Here is an 18,734-nt window from a genome sequence, read left to right as displayed (position 1 = left end):
GCAGCCGGCGCGGCGGTAGCCGCAGGCGCGGGCGCGGGCGCCGCCGGTGCGGCGGGAGCGGCGGCCTTGGGCGCCTCGGCCGCGGCCGGGGCGGCGACGGCGCCTTCGCTGGGCTCGATCAGGGCGACCACGCTGCCTTCGGCCAGGTTGTCGCCGATCTTGACCTTGAGCTCGCGCACGATGCCGGCGAACGGCGCCGGCACTTCCATGGTCGCCTTGTCGGATTCCAGCGTGACCAGTCCCTGGTCCTGCTGGACCGTGTCGCCGACCGCGACCAGCAATTCGATGACGGGGACGCCGTCGTAGTCGCCGATATCGGGGACGCGTGCTTCCTTCAGCTCAGCCATGATCGTGGGGCTCCGCAAATGCGCGAAAACCCTATTGTGGCTGCTGAAGCCAGCCACGCCAACCGCAGCCTTTGGCTGTACGCGCGTACGCACGGGTACTGGGGCCGCGCGGGTACGGCGGCGCGGGGCCCGGCAGCGGCAAGGACGACCGCGCCGCCGGCCCCGGCCGGTGCGCGCCGGGATGCGGCGCGGACCGCTGCGCTTACTTGTCGGCCTTGTCGCTGCGCGATCCGGCCTTGGCCGTCATCAGGTTCAGGGGCTTGCCGGCGACCCGGACTTCGAGCGCGTCGTCGAGCCGGTCCAGTTCGACCATGCGCCGGCACAGGCCTTCGGCGCGCACTTCCAGCGCGTCCGCGCGCGGCTTGACCTTGGCCTCCACTTGGGCGTCCAGGTTCTCCAGGCGCTTGAGCCGGGTCTCGTCGCCGCTGAAAGCCGCGCCGATGGCGCCGCCGACGATGTCGCCGATCAGGCTGGGGATCACTTCGCCCACCGCCTCGCCGATGCCCTCGCCCAGGTCGTTGCCGTTGAAGTGGGTGGGCGTGACCGAGCGCGCCAGGCGCGCGTCGATCTGGGCACGGGCCTTGTCCAGCTTGGCCCGCGCGGCCTTGGGGTCGCTGCTGAAACTGGCCGCGACCTCGCCCAGGGCGGTGAAGGCGATCTCGGCGGCCTCGCGCCCGATCCGCTGCGCCTCGGGCATGGCGGCGCGGGTCTGGGTCTCGAAGTCGGCGATGCGGCGGCTGTCGGCCGGGCTCAGCTTCAGCCATTCCTCGTCGACGAACAAACGGCCCTGGCGCATCACGATCGCCTTGGGAGTGCCGGTCTCGCGGGTGAAGATCACGCTGCGCTCGTTGAGGGTCAGGTCGTAGTCGCTTTCGACATTGCACTCGATCTCGGCCGCCCCGGCGGCGCCGCCGCTCAGCGCGAGCACGGCCACGGCCAGCAGCCGCGGCGACAGGGAACGGGCAAAACGGTACTGGGCAGGCTGGCGCATCGTCGAACTCCCTATGACGGAATGGCGCCATCATGCCGCGCGCCGGCACCGGCGTCCCCTGCCGGTGGAGAGCGTGACCTTCGTCATGGCGGGCCGCGACGGCGCGGGCTTCGTTCATCGCCGGTTGCAGGCCGTCCGGTGGCCGGGTTTCAAGCTTCGCGGCATGCCGCGCGTCCGGCCGGCGCTCCATACGGTCCGCGCTTCCGCGAGGATTCAGCATCGGCGCAAGCCGGGTCCGTATTCCATACGCAGGCCGCTGCGACGCGGCTTGCGCGCGCTCGCGCGAGCGCCGCCGGGGCATCGGCGGCGCGCTCGTTCAGCCGCTGCCGGCGCTGTGCGGCCGTGCTTTCAAGTTGGGTTCATCCCGAAGCGGATCGCGACGTGCGCGTGGCGGCAGCGCCGCGCGCGCGAAAGTTCCGCGATGCGCGATCGCGAGGCAAGCACGGTTCATGCGCGAAGTCCTAGCCTGCGCACGCCTCCCCCAAGGCACTCACAAGAAACTTAAGGAGTCCACGCCATGATGCGTTTTCGTCATTTGACCCTCGCCCTGCTGGGCACCCTGGCCGTTGCCCCGGCCGCCTTCGCCCAGGACGCCGATACCGGCACCGCGGCCGGCAAGCGTTTCGCCGTCGTCGGCGGCTACGCGCTGTCCGAGCCGACCAAGAACCCGTCGATCGCCGGCGCGCGCGCCCAGGCCGACGGCGACGGCGCCGCCACCCTGAGCGCCAGCTACTACATCACCGACAACATCGCGGTCGAAGCCTGGGGCGCGGCCGACAAGTTCGGTCACCGCGTCAACCTCAACGGCGCCAAGGCCGGCAGCGTCGACGCGCAGCCCTACGCCGTGAGCGGCCAGTACCACTTCGGCGCGCCGGACAAGGTCGTGCGTCCGTTCGTGGGCCTGGGCTACTACGAGTCCAACTACAGCGGCGAGAAGGCCGAGCCGACCGGCGCGCTGGCCGGCCAGCGCATCGGCGTGGAAACCGCCAAGGGCGCGATGGCCACCGCCGGCGTCGACCTCAACATCAACCCGACCTGGTTCGCGCGCGCCGACGTGCGCTACCTGCAGGGCAAGTCCGACGCGCGCGTCAACGGCGTCAAGGTCGGCGAAGCCGAGTTGAATCCGGTGGTCCTGGGCGTCGGCCTGGGCGCACGCTTCTAAAGCGCGACGCGCCACCTGGCACGCAAGCAAGGCGGACCCCGGCGACGGGGTCCGCTTTTTTTGTGGAAGAGGAACCTTCCGCGCCATCCCCTGCCACCGCGCGCGGTTCGAAACCGGCCCTTGCGCACTGCTCCGCCCGTGCGGGCATGGCTACACTCGGGCTTCCGTCCTGTCGCGAGTGCCTCCATGCGTCTGCCCGTCCTGCTTGCCCTGCTGCTCGCACTCCCCGGCGCCGACGCGTACGCGGCCGACGCCCCTGCCGCGCCCAAGCGCGTCGCGCTGCGCGCCGCACGCCTGATCGACACCGCCCATCAGCGCGTGATCGAGCGTCCGCTGGTGCTGATCGAGGGCGAGAAGATCGTCGGCGTATCCGGCGGCGGCGAGGCGCCGGCCGGGGTGGAACTGATCGACCTGGGCGGCGCCACCCTGATGCCGGGCTTCATCGACCTGCACGTGCACATCACCGGCGATCCCACCAGCGGCACCGGCAACTACTTCGAGGACATCCTCAAGCGCAGTCCCATCGACGACGCGGTGACCGCGCACGTGTACGCCCAACGCACCCTGCATGCGGGCTTCACCACCGTGCGCAACGTCGGCTCGGCCGAGTACATCGATGTCGCCCTGGCGCGCGCGATCGAGCACGGCCGCCTGCAGGGCCCGCGCATCCTGCCCTCGGGCCTGGCCATCGGCGCCACCGGCGGCCATATCGACGGCGGCACCGGCTTCTCGCCCTATCTGGAATTCCACAACGCCACCGGCGTCGCCGACGGCGTCGAAGCGGTGCGCGCCAAGGTCCGCGACAACGTCAAGCACGGCGCCGAAGTGATCAAGTTCATGGCCGGCGCCGGCGTGCTCAGCGCCGAGGCCTCGGTGGGCGCACCGCAGTACACCCAGGAGGAGATGAACGCGATCGTCGACGAGTCGCACCGCTGGGGCAAGCGCGTGGCCGCGCACGCGCACGGCGCCGAAGCGATCCGCATGGCGATCCTGGCTGGCGTCGATTCGATCGAGCACGCCAGCTTCATCGACGACGAGGGCCTGCGCCTGGCCAAGCAGAAGGGCACCTGGCTGGTCATGGACGTCTACAACGACGACTACATCCTGGCCGAATACTCGCGCCTGGGTTTCCCGCAGCAGATGATCGACAAGGAAAAGCTGGTCGGCCGCACCCAGCGCGAGAACTTCCGCAAGGCCGTGCGCGCCGGCGCGCGCATGGGCTTCGGCAGCGACGCCGGCGTGTACCCGCATGGCGACAACCGCAAGCAGTTCCCGAAGATGGTCGAATGGGGCATGACGCCGATGCAGGCCCTGCGCGCGGCCACCTCGGACGCGGCCGAACTGCTGGGCCGGTCGGACCAGGTCGGCTCGGTCGAAGCCGGCCGCTACGCCGACCTGGTCGCGGTCAGCGGCGACCCGCTCGCCGATATCCACGCCCTCGACGCGCAGCCGGTGTTCGTGATGAAGGGCGGCGAGGTGGTGGTGCGGGATGCGAAGGCGGTGGCGCCGTAGGGCGGGAGCATCAGAAGCAAATCCCCCAACCCCCTTCTCCAAAGGGGAACGACATACGATCGAGGGCATGCTTGTCCTCCCCCTTTGAAAAAGGGGGATTGAGGGGGATTTGCTATTGCCGCCTTTAACCCTTGCGGCTCGCTTCGTACATCGCGATGTACTGCTCCACCGAGGTCGAAGCGACGATCGCGCCGATCTCGTCGCGCAGCAGCCCGTCCAGCGACTTGAAGCGCAGGCAGCTCTTGCCCAGGTCGAGCTTGAGCCCCGTTTGCGCATAGGCTTCGCGCAGGCGCCGGTCGCGTTCGGAGTCGGCGTAGACGCAGTTGAGGTATAGCGAATAGGCGTTCTTCTGCGCCGCCAGGGCGGCGTAACACAACGGCTGGCGGTTATAGGTCGCGCCATAGCGCGCCAGCGGTACGTTCCAGCCGATCATGCCGAAGGCCATCTCCTCGACGTAGCCGGCCGGCAGATGCGCATTGACCAGCTCGCGCACCGCCGCGACCACTGCGCGGCGCTCGGGCGCGAGCTCGGCCAGATAGGCGGACACGGTTTTGGCGGCGCTGCTGACCATGGCGCTACCCTACCCGCGAATCGGGCCGGAGCGAAGTTGGCGGCGGGCGCGCCCCCATCGCCGCGCCCGCCGCCATCGAACTCCCCGCGGCCTCAGTCGCCGATGATGCGCAGGCCGAAGTACAGCGAGGCCGATTCCACGTACTGCGCGCTGCCGCTGATGTTCATGCGCACGGTGGTCGGCTTCTTGAAGAATTCCTTGATCTGGGCATCGCTGAGGCCGTAGGTATCGGCCAGGGACTTGCGGCTGAGGAAGCCGGCGATGCACACCGCCGAATCGCGCGTGCGCTCGGTGTAGGCCACGCCCGGCGCCAGCGGCACCTCGAACATTTCCGACGAGGTCATGCCGGTCAGCAGTTTGCCGTCGAAGGGCAGGCCGGTGGTCGGATCGATCAGGCCCGGCGTGGCCAGCACCGGATTCTCGATGGTCAGCGTCGGCGAGTAGCGCAGCCGCGCCAGCACCGGGTTCGGCGTCGGGTTGGCGTAGCGCACGGTCAGTACCGGCGAGAACCAATAGCACAGCAGCGACTGGGTCGACTTGCCCGGCAGGGTGATGCGGCCCAGGTCCTCGAACGCGAACGGCGTGAACGCCGGCGTCGGATTGAGCACCTGGCAGCCCGCATCCGGATCCGTGCCGGGGCAGGTATCGGTGAGTTCGACCGCCATGTCGGCCAGGCCCAACCAGCGCAGATTGCGGCCGAAGGAGTCGCTGTCGCCAACCTCCTCGTCGGTCACCGCGACGGCCGCCAGCGAAATCGGCGCGGCGGCCTTGGCGGCGTCGAGCGAGAGTTTGCGTTGGCGGGCGCTGGCGGGAATGTCGGCGCCGCGCTTGATCGGTTCCAATACCACCTGTTCGTTCGGGCGCTGATAGGCCCAGACCGTGGCGGCCGTCACCGCGCCGATGAGCAGCAGCGCGATCGCGGCGCGCTTGCCGGTGACGGAGTTCGTCCTGAACGTTTTCATCGAGCATGCCTGTGTGTGGAGACAGACAGACAAACGCGATACCGGGCTCGGCCCGGCCAGAGCCCGATTCAGGGATGTTCGGATTCGATATGCACGCGCTCGCGGCGCAGCAGGTACAGGCCGCTGGCGACGATGATCGCCGCGCCCAGCCAGGTGATCGCGTCCGGCAGCACGCCCCACAGGCTGAGGTCGAGCAGCACGCCCCAGACCAGCGCGGTGTATTCCAGCGGCGCGATCAGCGAGGCCTCGCCGAGGCGGAAGGCTTCGGTGATCGCGTACTGGCCCAGGCCGCCGGCGATGCCGACGCCGAGGATGATCCACAGGTCGGCGGTGCGGATCGCGACCCAGTCCGGCCAGGCCAGCGCGCCGGAGCCGATCGCGATCATCGCCATCAGCCAGACCATCATCGACTGGGTGCTGTCGGTGCGCGCGAGCAGGCGCACGGTGATCGCGCTGACCGCGTAGGCGAAGGCCGCGCCCAGCACCGCCAGCGAGGCCAGGCTGAGCATGCCCTCGCCGGTCGGGCGCAGCAGCACCAGTACGCCGATCAGGCCGACCGCGATCGCGATCCAGCGCCGCGGGCCGACCCGCTCGCCCAGCAACGGCACCGACATCGCGGTGATCAACAGCGGGGCAACGAAGAAGATCGAGTAGGCGGTCGACAGCGGCAGCGTGCGCAGCGCGTACACGAAGGCCGCCATCATGCCGATGCCGAGCACGCCGCGCAGCAGGTGCAGGGACCAGCGCACGCGCACCAGCGCGGCCGGGCCCGCGGTGGCCAGGGCCCAGGCCAGCACGAACGGCAGGGAGGCCGCGCCGCGCAGCGAGGCGACCTGGAACGGCGGATAGTGCGCGCTGAGCAATTTGAGGCCGGCGTCCATGGTCGCGAACAGGCCGACCGCCACCAGCATGAACACCGCCGCGCGGGTCTGGCGTTTGCGATCGGCGCTCATGCGGCGTCGCCGCGCATGGCGGTAGCGTAGGGGTCGGTGATCATGTCCGCGGTCGGGGGAAGCGAACGCGCATCTTGCCGGCAATCGCGCGCGCCGTCATGGGCCGTTTAGGCCAGGCGCCTGCAACGGCGGCGCAGGCCGAAGGCGTAACTGAGGTAATAGCCCAGCATCATGCCGCCGACCGCGAGCAGGCTGCCCTGGCGCGACAGCCAGGCGCCGCGCGCGGCCTGTTCGCCCCACAGATGCAGCGCCTGCACCAGGCCGAAGCCCAGGCGCGCGGCGACGATCAGGGTCAGGCCCAGCACCAGCCAACGATTGGGCGTGTAGTACAGCGCGCCCGGCTCGGTTTCGAAGCGGGTCAGCGCCAGGCCGGCCGCGCCCAGCAGCAGACCCAGCGCCACGCCGACCGCCGCGTAGACCGTGGCGTCGGCGATCCAGTGAGCGGCGATCCAGGCGCTGAAGAAGAACAGCAGCAGCGATACGAAGCTCGCGAACACATTGAGCGCGATCGTCCAGCCGATCGCGCGCCGCCGCGACTTGCCGTAGCGATAGCGCTGGATCAGCGCCACCGGCAACAGCAGGGCCCACAGCAGGACCATGACCAGGACGAGCAGCGGGATCAGCAGCAGTTGCATGCGGCCAGCTTAGCCGATGGCGCATGGGCAGGACGCGCCGATCGAGGGCGAAGGCGCCGCACTGTGGGAGCGGCGCGAGCCGCGATAGGGGCTGCGTCGGCCGGCGTGGCTCGATCGCGGCTTACGCCGCTCCCACAGAAAGCGGTGGCGTGTGGCTCGATCGCGGCTTACGCCGCTCCCACAGAAAGCGGTGGCGTGTGGCGCGATCGCGGCTCACGCCGCTGCCACGGAAAGCGGTGGCGTGTGGCTCGATCGCGGCTTACGCCGCTGCCACGGAAAGCGGTGGCGTGTGGCTTGATCGCGGCACACGCCGCTGCAACGGAAAGCGGTGGCGAACCGGCCGGCGCCGGCGCTCAGGCCGCTTTTTCGAGACTGGCGATGTCGATCACGAAGCGGTAGCGCACGTCGCCCTTGATCATGCGCTCGTAGGCTTCGTTGATCTGGGCGATATCGATCAGCTCGATGTCCGAGGCCACGCCGTGCTCGGCGCAGAAGTCCAGCATTTCCTGGGTCTCGGCGATGCCGCCGATCATCGAGCCGGCCAGGCGGCGGCGCTTGGTGATCAGCACGCCCGCCGCGACCGGCGCCGGCGTTTCCGGGATGCCCAGCAGGACCATCGTGCCGTCGACCTTGAGCAGCGACAGGTAGGCGTTGTAGTCGTGCTCGCCGGACACCGAATCGATGATGAAGTCGAAGCTGCGCGCCAGCGTCTTGAACACGGCCGGATCGCGGGTGGCGGCGAACTCCTGCGCGCCCAGGGCCAGCGCGGCCTCGCGCTTGGATTCGGAGGTGCTCAGCACGGTGACCTGGGCGCCCATCGCCGCCGCCAGCTTGACCGCCATGTGCCCCAGACCGCCCAGCCCGACCACGGCCACGCGGTCGCCGGCCTTGACGCCGTAGTGCTTGAGCGGCGAATACGTGGTGATGCCCGCACATAGCAGCGGCGCGGCGCGATCCAGCGGGATCGATGCGGGAATGCGCAGCACGTAATCCTGATCGACCGTGATCCGGGTCGAGTAGCCGCCGTAGGTGGGCGCGCCGCCGTTGCGCTCGCGCGAGTTGTAGGTGCCGGTCATGCCCTGGTCGCAGTACTGCTCCAGGCCGTCGCGGCATTGCGGGCATTCGCGGCAGGAATCGACGAAGCAGCCCACGCCGACCGCGTCGCCGACCTGGAACTTGCCGACTCCGGCGCCGACCTGGGCGACGCGACCGACGATTTCGTGGCCCGGCACCATCGGAAAGATCGAACCGCCCCACTCGTCGCGCGCCTGATGGATGTCGGAGTGGCAAACGCCGCAGTACAGGATGTCGATCAGGACCTCGTTCGGGCCGGGTTCGCGGCGTTCGATCGGGTGCGGGGCCAGCGGCGACTGGGCGCTGGCGGCGGCGTAGGCGGCGGTCTTGAGCATGTGCGAGGTCCGGGAGCGGGGCGAGAGCCTCAGTTTAGCGAGGCCAAGGCCGCCTCGCGTCGATGCGCGCGCAACGCTACGTGCCGCGGCCGCGCGCCTGCGCTACCCTTTAGCCCCCACCCGCAGCACCGATCCGGATACCGCCATGCCCTCCTTCGACGTCGTCTCCGAAGTCGACACCCACGAACTCACCAATGCCGTCGACCAGGCCAACCGCGAGCTGTCCACGCGCTTCGATTTCAAGGGCGTGGAGGCCAAGTTCGAGCTCGACGACAAATTCATCAACCAGTCCGCGCCCAGCGAGTTCCAGCTCAAGCAGATGCAGGACATCCTGCGCGCGCGCCTGATCGCGCGCGGCATCGACGGCCGTTGCCTGGAGTTCGGCGACATCGAGACCAACCTGGCCGGCGCGCGCCAGAAAATCACCGTGCAGCAGGGCATCGAGCAGAAACTGGCCAAGAAGATCGTGGCCGCGATCAAGGACGCCAAGCTTAAGGTCGAGGCCCAGATCAACGGCGACAAGCTGCGCGTCAACGGCAAGAAGCGCGACGACCTGCAGACCGCGATCGCCCTGCTCAAGGCCAGCGATTTCGAGCGGCCCCTGCAGTTCGAAAACTTCCGCGACTGAGCCGCCCATGGACGCCGAAGCCGAACCGATCGTCGCCACCCGCCGCTGGCTGGAGCGCGCGGTGATCGGGCTCAACCTGTGCCCGTTCGCCAAGGCCGTGGTCGCCAAGGGCCAGGTCCGCTACGTGCTCAGCGCCGCGACCACGCCCGAAGCGTTGCTGGAGGAGCTGGCCTACGAGCTGGTCCGCCTGCAGCAGACCGAGCCCGAGCAGGTCGACACCACCTTGCTGATCCATCCGCAGGTGCTGACCGACTTCCTGGACTACAACGATTTCCTCGATACCGCCGACGCGGCGGTGGAAGCGCTGGAGCTGGAGGGCGAGATCCAGGTCGCCAGCTTCCATCCGGACTACCAGTTCGCCGACACCGCCTACGACGACGTCGGCAACTGCAGCAACCGTTCGCCGTATCCGATGCTGCACCTGCTGCGCGAGGCCAGCGTGGAACGCGCGGTGGCCGCGTTTCCGGACCCGGACGCGATCGTGGAACGCAATCTGCAGACGCTTGAAAAGCTCGGCATCGAGGGCTGGCGCAAGCTGCTGGCGCCTTGAGTTTCCCCGCTTTTGCCCGGCTCCCCTCTTTGGGAAAGAAGGGAACCGATGCTTTTCCGGAGCGGGACTACCGCGCCGCCGTCGCCTCATCGCGCAGCCACGGCGCCAGCAGCGCATGGGCCTCGTCCATATTCGCGACGATGCGATGACCCAGCGCGCGGACCTCGGCGCTGGGCGCGAGCAGGTCCGGGATGTGGATCGGGGTCATGCTCGCGGCCAGCGCCGAACGCACGCCGGCCGGCGAGTCCTCCAGCACCACGCAGCGTTCGGGATTCACGCCCAGGCGCTGCGCGGCGAGGCGGTAGATGTCCGGCGCGGGCTTGGGATGGGCGACCTCGTCGCCGCCCACCACCAGCGCGAAATGCGCGAGCAGGCCCGCGCGCTCGAGCTTGTACAGCGCGCGCGGCCGGCGCGTGGAGGTCACCACCGCCTTCGGCATCGCCTGCGCGCCCAGGCGATCGAGCAAGGCGATCAGGCCCGGCTTCAGCGGCAGGCCGGCGTCGACGCGCACGTCGTACAGGGCCTGCATCGCGGTCAGCAGGGCCTGCACCTGTTCCTCGTCCAGACGCGTGCGCAGCAGGTCGTGGCAGGCGCGGTCGTGCAGGCCCACCATCGACAGCCACAGGCCGTCCTCCAGGGGCAGCGCCAGCTCCTGCGCGGCCTGGCGCCAGCACTCCAGCAAGGCCGCCTCGCTTTCGATCATGGTGCCGTCCATGTCGAACAGCACCGCTTCGGGTACGAACTCCAGCGCGTCCGCGCGCGCGGTGTCGATCAGCATCGTCGTGCATCCTGGCCAAGATCGGCCCGCGGCGGTGGCCGCGGACGGGAAATCGCGGCGGCCGCTTCAGCCGCCAAACAAGCGTTCCAGATCGGCCGCGTCCAGCGCGCGCCATTGCCCGGACGCCAGATCGTCCAGCCCCAGGCCGCCGATACGGCTGCGGTGCAGCGCTTCGACGTGGTTGCCGACCGCGGCGAACATGCGCCGCACCTGGTGGTAGCGGCCCTCGGTCAGGATCAGGCGCGCCTGACGCGGCGCCAGGGTGTCCATCGAGGCCGGCGCCAGCGGCGTCTTCTCCGACTCCAGCATCAAGCCGCCGCTGGCGAAGGTCGCCGCTTCGTCGCCGCGCAGGTCCGAGGCCAGCGTGGCCTCGTAGACCTTGGCCAAGTTGGCCTTGGGCGAGACGATGCGATGCAGCAGGCCGCCGTCGTCGGTGAGCAGCAACAGGCCGCTGGTGTCGCGATCCAGGCGCCCGACCGTGGACAACAGCGGCGAGCGCAGGCGGAAACGCGGCGGCAGCAGGTCGTAGACGATGCGGCCGGGGTCCTTGGTCGAACAGGTGTAGCCGACCGGCTTGTGCAGCATCAACACCAGCCCCGCCGGCGGATCCAACGGCGCGCCGTCGATGCGGATGCGCTCGTGGCCGACCTGGTCGTCGGCGTACAGCACCTCGCCTTCGGGATCGGTGATGCGCCCCTCGCGGAACATCGCCGCGACTTCCTTGCGGCTGCCGTAACCGAGGTTGCCGATCAGCTTGACCAGCTTCATGCGCGCCCCGTGCGGCCGCGCGCGGGCGCGGCCTGTTTGACCGCTTCGACGATCTTGAAGCCGCCCTGCTGGGCGACCGTGCGCACCTGCGCGAAGCCGGTCTCGAGCGCGCCTTCGTAAGGCAGGTGGCGGTTGGCGACCAGCCACAGGCGGCCGCCCGGGTTCAGCGCCTGGGCCGCGACTTCGATGAAGCGTCGGCCGATGTCCGGCCGTTCGGCGCGGCCCTGGCCGTGGAACGGCGGATTGCTGACGATGACGTCGTAGCGCGCGTCGACGCCGGCGGTGACGTCCTGCCAGCGGTAATCGATCGCGACCTCGCGCGCCGTGGCCGTGCGCCGATCGGCGCCCAGGTTCGCGCGCGCCAGATCCAGCGCGCGCGCTTCGGCTTCGTACAGGCCCAGCGCGACGATGCCCGGGCAGCGCGCCAGCAGCTCGGCGGCCAGATAGCCGTAGCCCGCGCCGAAGTCGGCCGCGCGACCGGCCAGATCGGCCGGCAGGTGCGCGGCCAGCAGGGCCGAGGCCGGATCGATGCGGTCCCAGGCGAACACGCCCGGCCGGCTCAGGAAACGGCCGCCCAGGATCGGCCGGATCGCATCCAGCGACTGCCATTGCGCGGCCAGCGCGGCATCGGCGGGGCCGTCCAGCGGCGCGCTCCAGAACACCCGGCATTTGTTCTTGGACAACTGCCCGACCGGACCGACCAGCTTGCCCAGGTCGGCCTCGCCCGAGCGCGCGCCCTCGTCGTTGCTCATGCAGGCGACCACGCGGCCGCCCGGCGCGGTGCGCGCGAGCGCGCGCGCCATCAGCGCCCGCGCCTCGTCGCGTTGCCGCGGCGGCAGCATCAGCACCAGCGGGTAACGGCGCTCGGCGTCGTCCCCGTCCAGGCTCAGGCCGGAGCGCTGCAGCGCCTCGGCCTGCGGCTTGAAGCTTTGCTCGCAGACCAGGCCGGGGCGCGGCTGCGCGTGCAGCGGCCAGCCGTCGCGCGCGCGCAGGAACAGGGCGCCGCCCTGCGCCGGCCAGCTCAGCCGGCCTTCGGCGAACGGCAGGAACAGGGTTTCGAGCGCGTTGTCGGGTGCGTCAGCGCGCACGGCAGTGTCGAATGCGGATCATCGGCGTCATTTTACCCGTCGTGGCGCGCCGACGCCCGTTTCGCGCCGGAACCAGCGCGAATACCGGCTTCATGCCGTCGCAACATCGGCGCGGTCATGCTGTTGGAAAACCCAGGAACCACACGCATGCGAGCTCTTTTCATCGGCGGTATGGTCGACAACAGCGAACTCGACCTGGACGGCGCGCAGCCGCCGCGCCACTACCCCGAGAACACCGGCGGCGGACGGCCGCGCTATCGCCTGCACCACACCGGCCGCCGCGAAGGCGCGGTCGCGTATGCGGTGTACGCGGCGCCGGAGCTGGCCGACGCGGAGGTCGAGCGGGTGGCCGAGGAACGCGGCTATGCGCGCCGCTTCCAGGCCGAGCCGCATCCGGAGGCCTAAAGCCGTGCCGGCGCGCCCGCACCCGCCGCGGCGGATGCGGGCGCCGATGCCGCGCGCTTAGTTCTGCAGCTCGCGCAGGGTCACCGACGGCGGCGCGTCGAGCACGCGCCGGGTCGCGTACAGGCCGGCGAGCAGGGCCGCGACCAGGCCCAGGGCGGCGCCGACCGCGCCCATCGTCCAATCCACGCGCCAGGGCAGATCGAACACCTGGGTGGCGATCACGCCGGCCAACACCGAGGCCGCGGTCGCCGCGACCAGGCCCGACAGCAGGCCGATCGCCGCGAACTCCGAAGCCTGGGCCAGGCGCAGCTGACGACGGCTGCCGCCGAGCACGCGCATCACGCCGCCCTCGAGCAGGCGCTCGTCCTGGCTGGCGCTGACCGCGGCCATCAGCACCAGCACGCCGGCGACCAGCGAGAAATAGAACACCACCTCGACCACGGTCGAGACCTGGTCGGCGGTGCCGCGCACCTGCTTGAGCACCGCGTCGACGTCGATCACCGACAGGTTGGGGAAACGCGAGACCAGATCGGCGGTGAAACGGCCCCGCTGCGGCGGCACGCTGACGGCGGTGATGTAGCTGGCCGGATAACCGTCCATCGAGCCCGGCGAGGCGATCACGAAGAAGTTGGGACGGAAGCTCTCCCAGTCGACGCTGCGCAGGCTGGTGATGGTGGCCTGGAACGGCTGGCCGGCGATGTCGAAGGCGACCCGATCGCCGAGCTTCCAGCCCAGCTGCTCGGCGAAGCCTTCCTCCACCGACACTTCCGGCCGCGCCGGCTTGGCGCTGCCCCAGAACTTGCCGGCGGTGACCCGATTGTCGTCGCGCAGGGTCGCGGCCACCGACAGGTTGAACTCGCGCTCGGCCAGGCGCTGCGCGCGCTCGCCCTGCGCGGCGTAGTCGGCGCCGGTGACCGGCTTGCCGTTGCGCGCGACCAGGCGGCCGCGAATCATCGGATACAGGGTCGGCGCGGCGATGCCCTGCTCGCTCATGAAGCTGCGCACCGGCGCGAGCTGGTCGTCCTGCACGTTGATGATGAAACGGTTGGGCGCGTCGGCGGCGAGCGCGAGCTGCCAGCGGTCGAGCAGATCGGTGCGCACGAAGGTCAGCAACAGCAGGGCCATCAGGCCCAGGCCCAGGGCCGAGACCTGGGCGATGCTGGTGCCGGCGCGGCGGCTGACGTTGGCCAGGCCGTAGCGCAGGCTGCCGCGCAGGCGCGAACGCAGGCGCCGCACCGCCACGATCAACAGCCAGGCCAGGGTCGCCAACACCGCCAGGGTGCCGGCGATGCCGAGCAGCATCGCCGTGCCCAGGGTCGCCGAGCCGGCCTTCCACCACAGCAGCGCGCCCAGGCCGGCGAAACCGGCCAGCGCGACCAGCCAGGCGCTGGGCTCGGTGGGATCCAGATCGCGGCGCAGCACGCGCAGCGCCGGCACCCGGCGCAGCGCCAGCACCGGCGGCGCGCCGAATGCGAGCAGCACCACCAGGCCCACGCCATAGCCTTGCAGCGCCGGCAGCAGACCGGCCGGCGGTATCGACAGCTTCAGGGCCTGCGACAGCCAGCTGCCGACCAGCCATTGCAGCCCGAACGCCAGCGCCACGCCGACCGTGCAGGCGACCAGGCCCAGCATCAGCAGTTCGCCGACGTGCACGCCGACCAGGGTGCGCTGGCTCGCGCCCAGGCAGCGCATCACCGCGGTGCCGGACAGATGGCGCTCGCTGTGGCGACGCGCGGCCATCGCCACCGCCACCGCCGCCAGCACCACCGACACCAGCGCGGCCAGGCCGAGGAAGCGGCCGGCGCGATCCAGCGCGGAACGGATTTCCGGACGCGCGTCGCTGATCGTTTCCAGGCGCTGGCCGCGGCCCAGGGCCGGACGCGCGGCGGCGACGAAACGCTCGACCGCGGCCGCATCGCCGGCGATCACCAGGCGGTAGCGGATGCGGCTGCCTTCCTGGACCAGGCCGGTGGCGCGCACGTCGCCCAGGTTGAGGAATACCTTGGGCGCGATGTTGAAATAGTCGAGCGCGGCATCGGGCTCCTGCACCACCAGCGCGGCCAGCGTGAAGCGCGCATCGCCGATGGCGATGCTGTCGCCGAGCGCGGCGCCCAGGGTGTCGGCGCCGGCGCGGCTCATCCAGACCGTGCCGCGCGCGGGCACGCCGCCGGCGTCGCGTTCGCCGCCGCGGTCGGCGATGCGGAACGCGCCGCGCAGCGGGAAGCCTTCGCCCAGCGCGCGCAGTTCGCCCAGTTGCAGGCGCTCGCCGACCCGGATCATGGTCTGCAGCTCCATGGTCTCGGTGCGGCGCAGGCCGCCGGCCTGCGCGGCCTGGCGCAATGCGCCGTCGATCGGCGCATCGGCGCGCACCACGGCGTCGCCGCCCAGCAAGCGGTTGGCTTCGATCGCCAGCGCGCGTTCGGCGCGGTCGGTCACGAAGCCCACCGAGGTCACCGCCAGCACCGCCAGCACCAGGGCGGCGAACAGGATGCGCACATCGCCGGCCTTGAAGTCGCGGCGCAGCTGGCGCCAGGCCAGCCCCAGCGTCCTCACGGCACCAGCCTGCCGCTGTCCAGGCGCAGCATGCGGCCGCAGCGCTGGGCCAGGTGCTCGTCGTGGGTGACCAGCACCAGGGTGGTGCCGGCGTCGGCGTTGAGTTCGAACAGCAGTTCGATGATGGCCTGGCCGGTGTGGGTGTCGAGATTGCCGGTGGGTTCGTCGGCGAACAGCAGCGAGGGCCGGGTCACGAACGCGCGCGCCAGCGCCACGCGCTGTTGCTCGCCGCCGGACAGCTGGCGCGGATAGTGGCCCAGGCGCTGGCCCAGGCCGACCTTGTCCAGGATCGCCTTGGCCGGGCCCTCGACCTCGCGGTCGCCGCGCAATTCCAGCGGCAGCATCACGTTTTCCAGCGCGGTCAGCGAGGGCAGCAGTTGGAAGCTCTGGAACACGAAGCCGACCTTCTCGCCGCGCACGCGCGCGCGGCCGTCCTCGTCCAGCGCCGACAGCGCTTCGCCGTCGAGGGCGACGCTGCCGCTGCTGGGCGTATCCAGGCCGGCCATCAGCGACAGCAGGGTGCTCTTGCCGGAACCGGAGGCGCCGACGATGGCGACGGTGTCGCCGCGCGCGATCTCGAAACCGACCCCGTCGAGGATGGTCAGCTCTTCGCCGGGCAGGCTCACGCGCTTGCCCAGGCCCTCGACGCGCAGCGCGGGCGCGGCATGAACGGGGGCGGCCCCGGCATCGCGACGGGCGCCGCGGCGGCCTGCATCACGCTGAACGGAATCGGCGCGTACGGCGTGCACTTGAATGGAATCGGCCATGATCGTCCTTATGCTTGCTCCAGCGACATCATCCGGAGGCCTTATTAATGACGCTTAATAAACAGGGATATGCGGCATCGCGGGCTCGGCTTCAATGGGCCATCGGTACCGGGTCGCTGGTCCTGGCCCTGGCCTGCGCCCTGATCGCGACGCCGCTGCAGGCCCAGCCGGCGCGCGCGCAGCCCGCTGCGGCGACGCCCGCGCCGGCCGTCAAGGCGGCGCGCACCGTACTGGTGATGGGCGACTCGCTGTCGGCCGGCTACGGCCTGGCGGCCTCGCAGGGCTGGGTCTGGCTGACCGCGCAACGCGTGGCCCAGACCCGCCCGGGCTGGCGCGTGGTCAACGCCAGCATCAGCGGCGAAACCACCGCCGGCGGCGCCGCCCGCATCGCCGGCGAACTGGCGCGGCACAAGCCCGCGGTGGTGGTGATCGAGCTGGGCGCCAACGACGGCCTGCGCGGCCTGCCGCTGGCGCAGAGCCGGGCCAACCTGGAGCGCATGATCGCCGCCGCGCAGGCCGCCAAATCGCGGGTGCTGCTGATCGGCATGCGCATGCCGCCGAATCTGGGCCGCGAATACACCCAGGGCTTCGAGCGCAACTACGCCGAACTGGCGCAACGCCATGGCGCCGCGCTGCTGCCGTTCCTGCTGGAACCGATCGCGCTGGATCGCAAGGCCTTCCAGGACGACAACCTGCATCCGGTGGCGAGCGCGCAGCCCAAGCTGCGCGATCACGTGTGGACCAAGCTGGGGCCCATGCTGCGCTGAGCTTGCGCCGCACTGGCCTTCTGTGGGAGCGGCGTGAGCCGCGATTGCGCAACTCCGGGCCCCGACGATCGCGGCTCACGCCGCTCCCACAGGAAATGCCAGGGCCGTCTCGCGGCGTCGGGCGCGCGAGGCCGCCGCGCTTGCTATCGTGCGCAGCTGATCCTGCCGCGACCACCGCATGAGCCGCACCGAACGCCTGTTCGACCTGATCGAGGCCCTGCGCCGGCACCGCCAGCCGATCGCGGCGGCCAGCCTGGCGCAGGAACTGGGCGTATCGCTGCGCACCATCTACCGCGACGTGCAGACCCTGGTCAGCCTGGGCGCGCCGATCGACGGCGAGGCCGGCGTGGGCTATCTGCTGCGGCCGGGCTTCTTCCTGCCGCCGATGAACTTCGCCCAGGACGAGATCGAGGCGCTGGTGCTGGGCGCGCGCTGGGTGCAGCGCCAGGACGACCGCGCGCTGTCGCTGGCGGCCAGCAACGCGCTGGCCAAGATCGCCGCCGCCGCGCCGCGCGACCTGCGCGACGCGATCGGCGAGATCGGCCTGTGGGTCTCGCCCAGCAACGCCCACCGCGGCGCGCCCACCACCATGCAGCGCGTGCGCGACGCCATGCGCGACGAACGCAAGCTGCGCATCCGCTACGGCAGCGGCGACGGCCGGGAAAGCGAACGCACGATCTGGCCGCTGGCCCTGGCCTTCTTCGACCATGCGCGGGTGGTCGGCGCATGGTGCGAGCTGCGCGGCGACTTCCGCCATTTCCGCCTCGACCGCATCGTCGACCTGGAAGTGCTGCCCGAGCCGCTGCCGCGGCGGCGCGGCGCCCTGCTCAAGGACATGGTCGCGCAGCTGTACGAACCGCAGCCGCGCGCCGAACCGCGCTAGTTCGGCTTGGCGCGCGCGCGCGGCTCTGCGCGCACGAAGTCGCGGCCGAGATAGGCCTTGCAGCGGAACTGGTCGATGTCGTTGATGCGCAGGATGTTGCGGCGCCGGCTCACCAGGCCGCTGCGGTGCCAGGTCTGCAGCTGCGCGTTCAACTTCGGCCGGCTGGCGTTGACCATCGCCGCCAGGATGCTCTGGGTCGGCGGCAGCGCGACTTCGAAACCGTCGACCGCGGCGCGGCCGCCGTCGTGCATGATCGACAGCAGATAGCGCGCCAGGCGCGACTCCAACCGGTGCAGGCACATGGTCTCCAGGCTGTCGACCGCCTTGCGCAGGCGCAGGCACAAGGTCGCGTGCGCGCGTTCCAGCAGCGCCGGCTCGGAGGTCAGGGCCGGGAAATGCCGCCGCGCCAGCAGCAGCACGCGCGCCGGGCCATAGGCGATGGCGGTGAAGTTGCGGTCCTTGGCGTCCAGCAAGGCGGTTTCGTCGACGGTCTCGCCGGCCTCGATGGTGTCGACGATCAGTTCCTGGCCATCGGGGCCGTACAGGATCTTGTAGATCCGTCCGCGCGCGACCAGGGCCAGGAAATCGCTGGGGTCGTTCTTGAGGAACAGTGCCTGGCCGTCGCCCAGGGCGCGCTCGGTGGCGTTGCGGGCGATGTGCTCGAGCAAGGTGTCGGGCAAGCCCTGGAACAGCGGGGATTGCTCGAGGATCAACTGCCGTGCGCGTACGTTGGCGGAGCGGTCCAGCGTCATGCACATGCGCGCGACCACCCTCGCGGCAGGGCGCGCGTCCCGGCGCGGCGCGCGTCGGCGCCATGGCGCGGAATTGCGAAAGCGGCCGCCGCGGGACCCTCGCGGTCGGACCAGCGGCGATGTATCCGGGTGTAGCCGACGCGACGCCGGTGCGGTGCGCCGCCGCTGCGTGACGAACGATCCATATTCGAATCCCCTGCCGCCGCAAGCCCTAGCCGCGCCGGCCTGTGCCGCGATCGCGGGCGCCCCATCC

20 protein-coding genes are annotated in these 18,734 nt (G+C 70.8%); 7 read left to right on the top strand and 13 right to left on the bottom strand.

Annotation, left to right across the window (positions count from 1 at the left end):
* A partial coding sequence (locus V1318_RS11655) for a biotin/lipoyl-containing protein (RefSeq protein WP_332939835.1) occupies window positions 1-347 on the bottom strand: 347 nt, incomplete at its 3' end.
* 202 nt (window positions 348-549) lie between these two features.
* On the bottom strand, window positions 550-1,338 hold the full coding sequence (locus tag V1318_RS11650; RefSeq protein WP_332939834.1) for a DUF2884 family protein: 789 nt from the start codon (window positions 1,336-1,338) through the stop codon (window positions 550-552).
* 517 nt (window positions 1,339-1,855) lie between these two features.
* Between V1318_RS11650 and V1318_RS11645 the strand changes: the two genes are divergently transcribed.
* Both V1318_RS11645 and V1318_RS11640 read left to right on the top strand, forming a co-directional pair.
* A complete protein-coding gene (locus V1318_RS11645) occupies window positions 1,856-2,500 on the top strand; it encodes an OmpW family outer membrane protein (RefSeq protein ID WP_091637792.1) in 645 nt (214 codons plus the stop codon).
* A gap of 186 nt (window positions 2,501-2,686) precedes the next feature.
* Entirely contained in the window at window positions 2,687-4,012 is a 1,326-nt protein-coding gene (locus tag V1318_RS11640; protein WP_332939833.1) for an amidohydrolase family protein, read from the top strand.
* 124 nt (window positions 4,013-4,136) lie between these two features.
* Here the strand turns inward: V1318_RS11640 and V1318_RS11635 are convergent, their stop codons facing one another.
* The 5 genes from V1318_RS11635 to V1318_RS11615 form a co-directional block, all read right to left on the bottom strand.
* Window positions 4,137-4,583: a DUF1801 domain-containing protein gene (locus V1318_RS11635; protein WP_332939832.1), complete on the bottom strand. Its 447-nt coding sequence runs from the start codon at window positions 4,581-4,583 to the stop codon at window positions 4,137-4,139.
* A 92-nt stretch (window positions 4,584-4,675) separates the two neighbouring features.
* Complete coding sequence (locus tag V1318_RS11630) at window positions 4,676-5,545, bottom strand: hypothetical protein (RefSeq protein ID WP_332939831.1); 870 nt, start codon at window positions 5,543-5,545, stop codon at window positions 4,676-4,678.
* 68 nt (window positions 5,546-5,613) lie between these two features.
* Window positions 5,614-6,498, bottom strand: a complete 885-nt coding sequence (locus V1318_RS11625) for a DMT family transporter (protein WP_332939830.1) — start codon at window positions 6,496-6,498, stop codon at window positions 5,614-5,616.
* A 107-nt stretch (window positions 6,499-6,605) separates the two neighbouring features.
* A complete protein-coding gene (locus V1318_RS11620; protein WP_332939829.1) occupies window positions 6,606-7,133 on the bottom strand; it encodes a DUF1453 domain-containing protein in 528 nt (175 codons plus the stop codon).
* A gap of 353 nt (window positions 7,134-7,486) precedes the next feature.
* Window positions 7,487-8,542 (bottom strand): NAD(P)-dependent alcohol dehydrogenase, encoded by a 1,056-nt coding sequence (locus V1318_RS11615; protein WP_332939828.1) that lies wholly within the window; start codon window positions 8,540-8,542, stop codon window positions 7,487-7,489.
* 145 nt (window positions 8,543-8,687) lie between these two features.
* Here V1318_RS11615 and V1318_RS11610 point away from each other — a divergent pair, with 145 nt between their 5' ends.
* Window positions 8,688-9,170, top strand: a complete 483-nt coding sequence (locus V1318_RS11610; protein ID WP_332939827.1) for a YajQ family cyclic di-GMP-binding protein — start codon at window positions 8,688-8,690, stop codon at window positions 9,168-9,170.
* Window positions 9,171-9,177: 7 nt separating this feature from the next.
* Window positions 9,178-9,720, top strand: a complete 543-nt coding sequence (locus V1318_RS11605) for a DUF1415 domain-containing protein (protein WP_332939826.1) — start codon at window positions 9,178-9,180, stop codon at window positions 9,718-9,720.
* A 67-nt stretch (window positions 9,721-9,787) separates the two neighbouring features.
* Here the strand turns inward: V1318_RS11605 and V1318_RS11600 are convergent, their stop codons facing one another.
* The 3 genes from V1318_RS11600 to V1318_RS11590 form a co-directional block, all read right to left on the bottom strand.
* The gene (locus V1318_RS11600; RefSeq protein WP_332939825.1) at window positions 9,788-10,498 is read right to left on the bottom strand and encodes an HAD family phosphatase; all 711 of its coding nucleotides are present in this window, start codon (window positions 10,496-10,498) and stop codon (window positions 9,788-9,790) included.
* 66 nt (window positions 10,499-10,564) lie between these two features.
* A complete protein-coding gene (locus tag V1318_RS11595) occupies window positions 10,565-11,266 on the bottom strand; it encodes a pseudouridine synthase (RefSeq protein WP_332939824.1) in 702 nt (233 codons plus the stop codon).
* Window positions 11,263-12,354 carry a class I SAM-dependent methyltransferase gene (locus tag V1318_RS11590; protein WP_332939823.1) on the bottom strand — a complete coding sequence of 364 codons (1,092 nt, stop codon included), beginning with the start codon at window positions 12,352-12,354 and terminating at the stop codon, window positions 11,263-11,265. Before V1318_RS11590 ends, V1318_RS11595 begins: the two co-directional genes overlap by 4 nt.
* Before the next feature lie 147 nt (window positions 12,355-12,501).
* Here V1318_RS11590 and V1318_RS11585 point away from each other — a divergent pair, with 147 nt between their 5' ends.
* Window positions 12,502-12,759: a hypothetical protein gene (locus V1318_RS11585; protein WP_332939822.1), complete on the top strand. Its 258-nt coding sequence runs from the start codon at window positions 12,502-12,504 to the stop codon at window positions 12,757-12,759.
* 57 nt (window positions 12,760-12,816) lie between these two features.
* Here the strand turns inward: V1318_RS11585 and V1318_RS11580 are convergent, their stop codons facing one another.
* On the bottom strand, window positions 12,817-15,312 hold the full coding sequence (locus V1318_RS11580) for an FtsX-like permease family protein (protein WP_332939821.1): 2,496 nt from the start codon (window positions 15,310-15,312) through the stop codon (window positions 12,817-12,819).
* Complete coding sequence (locus V1318_RS11575) at window positions 15,309-16,079, bottom strand: ABC transporter ATP-binding protein (protein ID WP_332939820.1); 771 nt, start codon at window positions 16,077-16,079, stop codon at window positions 15,309-15,311. The genes V1318_RS11580 and V1318_RS11575 overlap by 4 nt, the downstream gene beginning before the upstream one ends.
* Before the next feature lie 47 nt (window positions 16,080-16,126).
* On the opposite strand from V1318_RS11575, the gene V1318_RS11570 reads away from it, so the two are divergent.
* Together V1318_RS11570 and V1318_RS11565 are read left to right on the top strand one after the other, a co-directional pair.
* Window positions 16,127-16,846 carry an arylesterase gene (locus tag V1318_RS11570; RefSeq protein WP_332939819.1) on the top strand — a complete coding sequence of 240 codons (720 nt, stop codon included), beginning with the start codon at window positions 16,127-16,129 and terminating at the stop codon, window positions 16,844-16,846.
* A 178-nt stretch (window positions 16,847-17,024) separates the two neighbouring features.
* A complete protein-coding gene (locus tag V1318_RS11565) occupies window positions 17,025-17,729 on the top strand; it encodes a YafY family protein (protein WP_332939818.1) in 705 nt (234 codons plus the stop codon).
* Here the strand turns inward: V1318_RS11565 and V1318_RS11560 are convergent.
* Window positions 17,726-18,481 carry a Crp/Fnr family transcriptional regulator gene (locus tag V1318_RS11560; protein ID WP_332939817.1) on the bottom strand — a complete coding sequence of 252 codons (756 nt, stop codon included), beginning with the start codon at window positions 18,479-18,481 and terminating at the stop codon, window positions 17,726-17,728. The two genes, V1318_RS11565 and V1318_RS11560, sit on opposite strands and share 4 nt — an antisense overlap.
* Window positions 18,482-18,734 lie beyond the last annotated feature (253 nt).

This window comes from Lysobacter sp. CCNWLW3 (assembly GCF_036697405.1).
Taxonomy (GTDB): domain Bacteria; phylum Pseudomonadota; class Gammaproteobacteria; order Xanthomonadales; family Xanthomonadaceae; genus Lysobacter.
The sequence above is the reverse complement of the archived record's forward strand: the minus strand, read 5'-3'. Positions and strand labels throughout refer to the sequence as shown.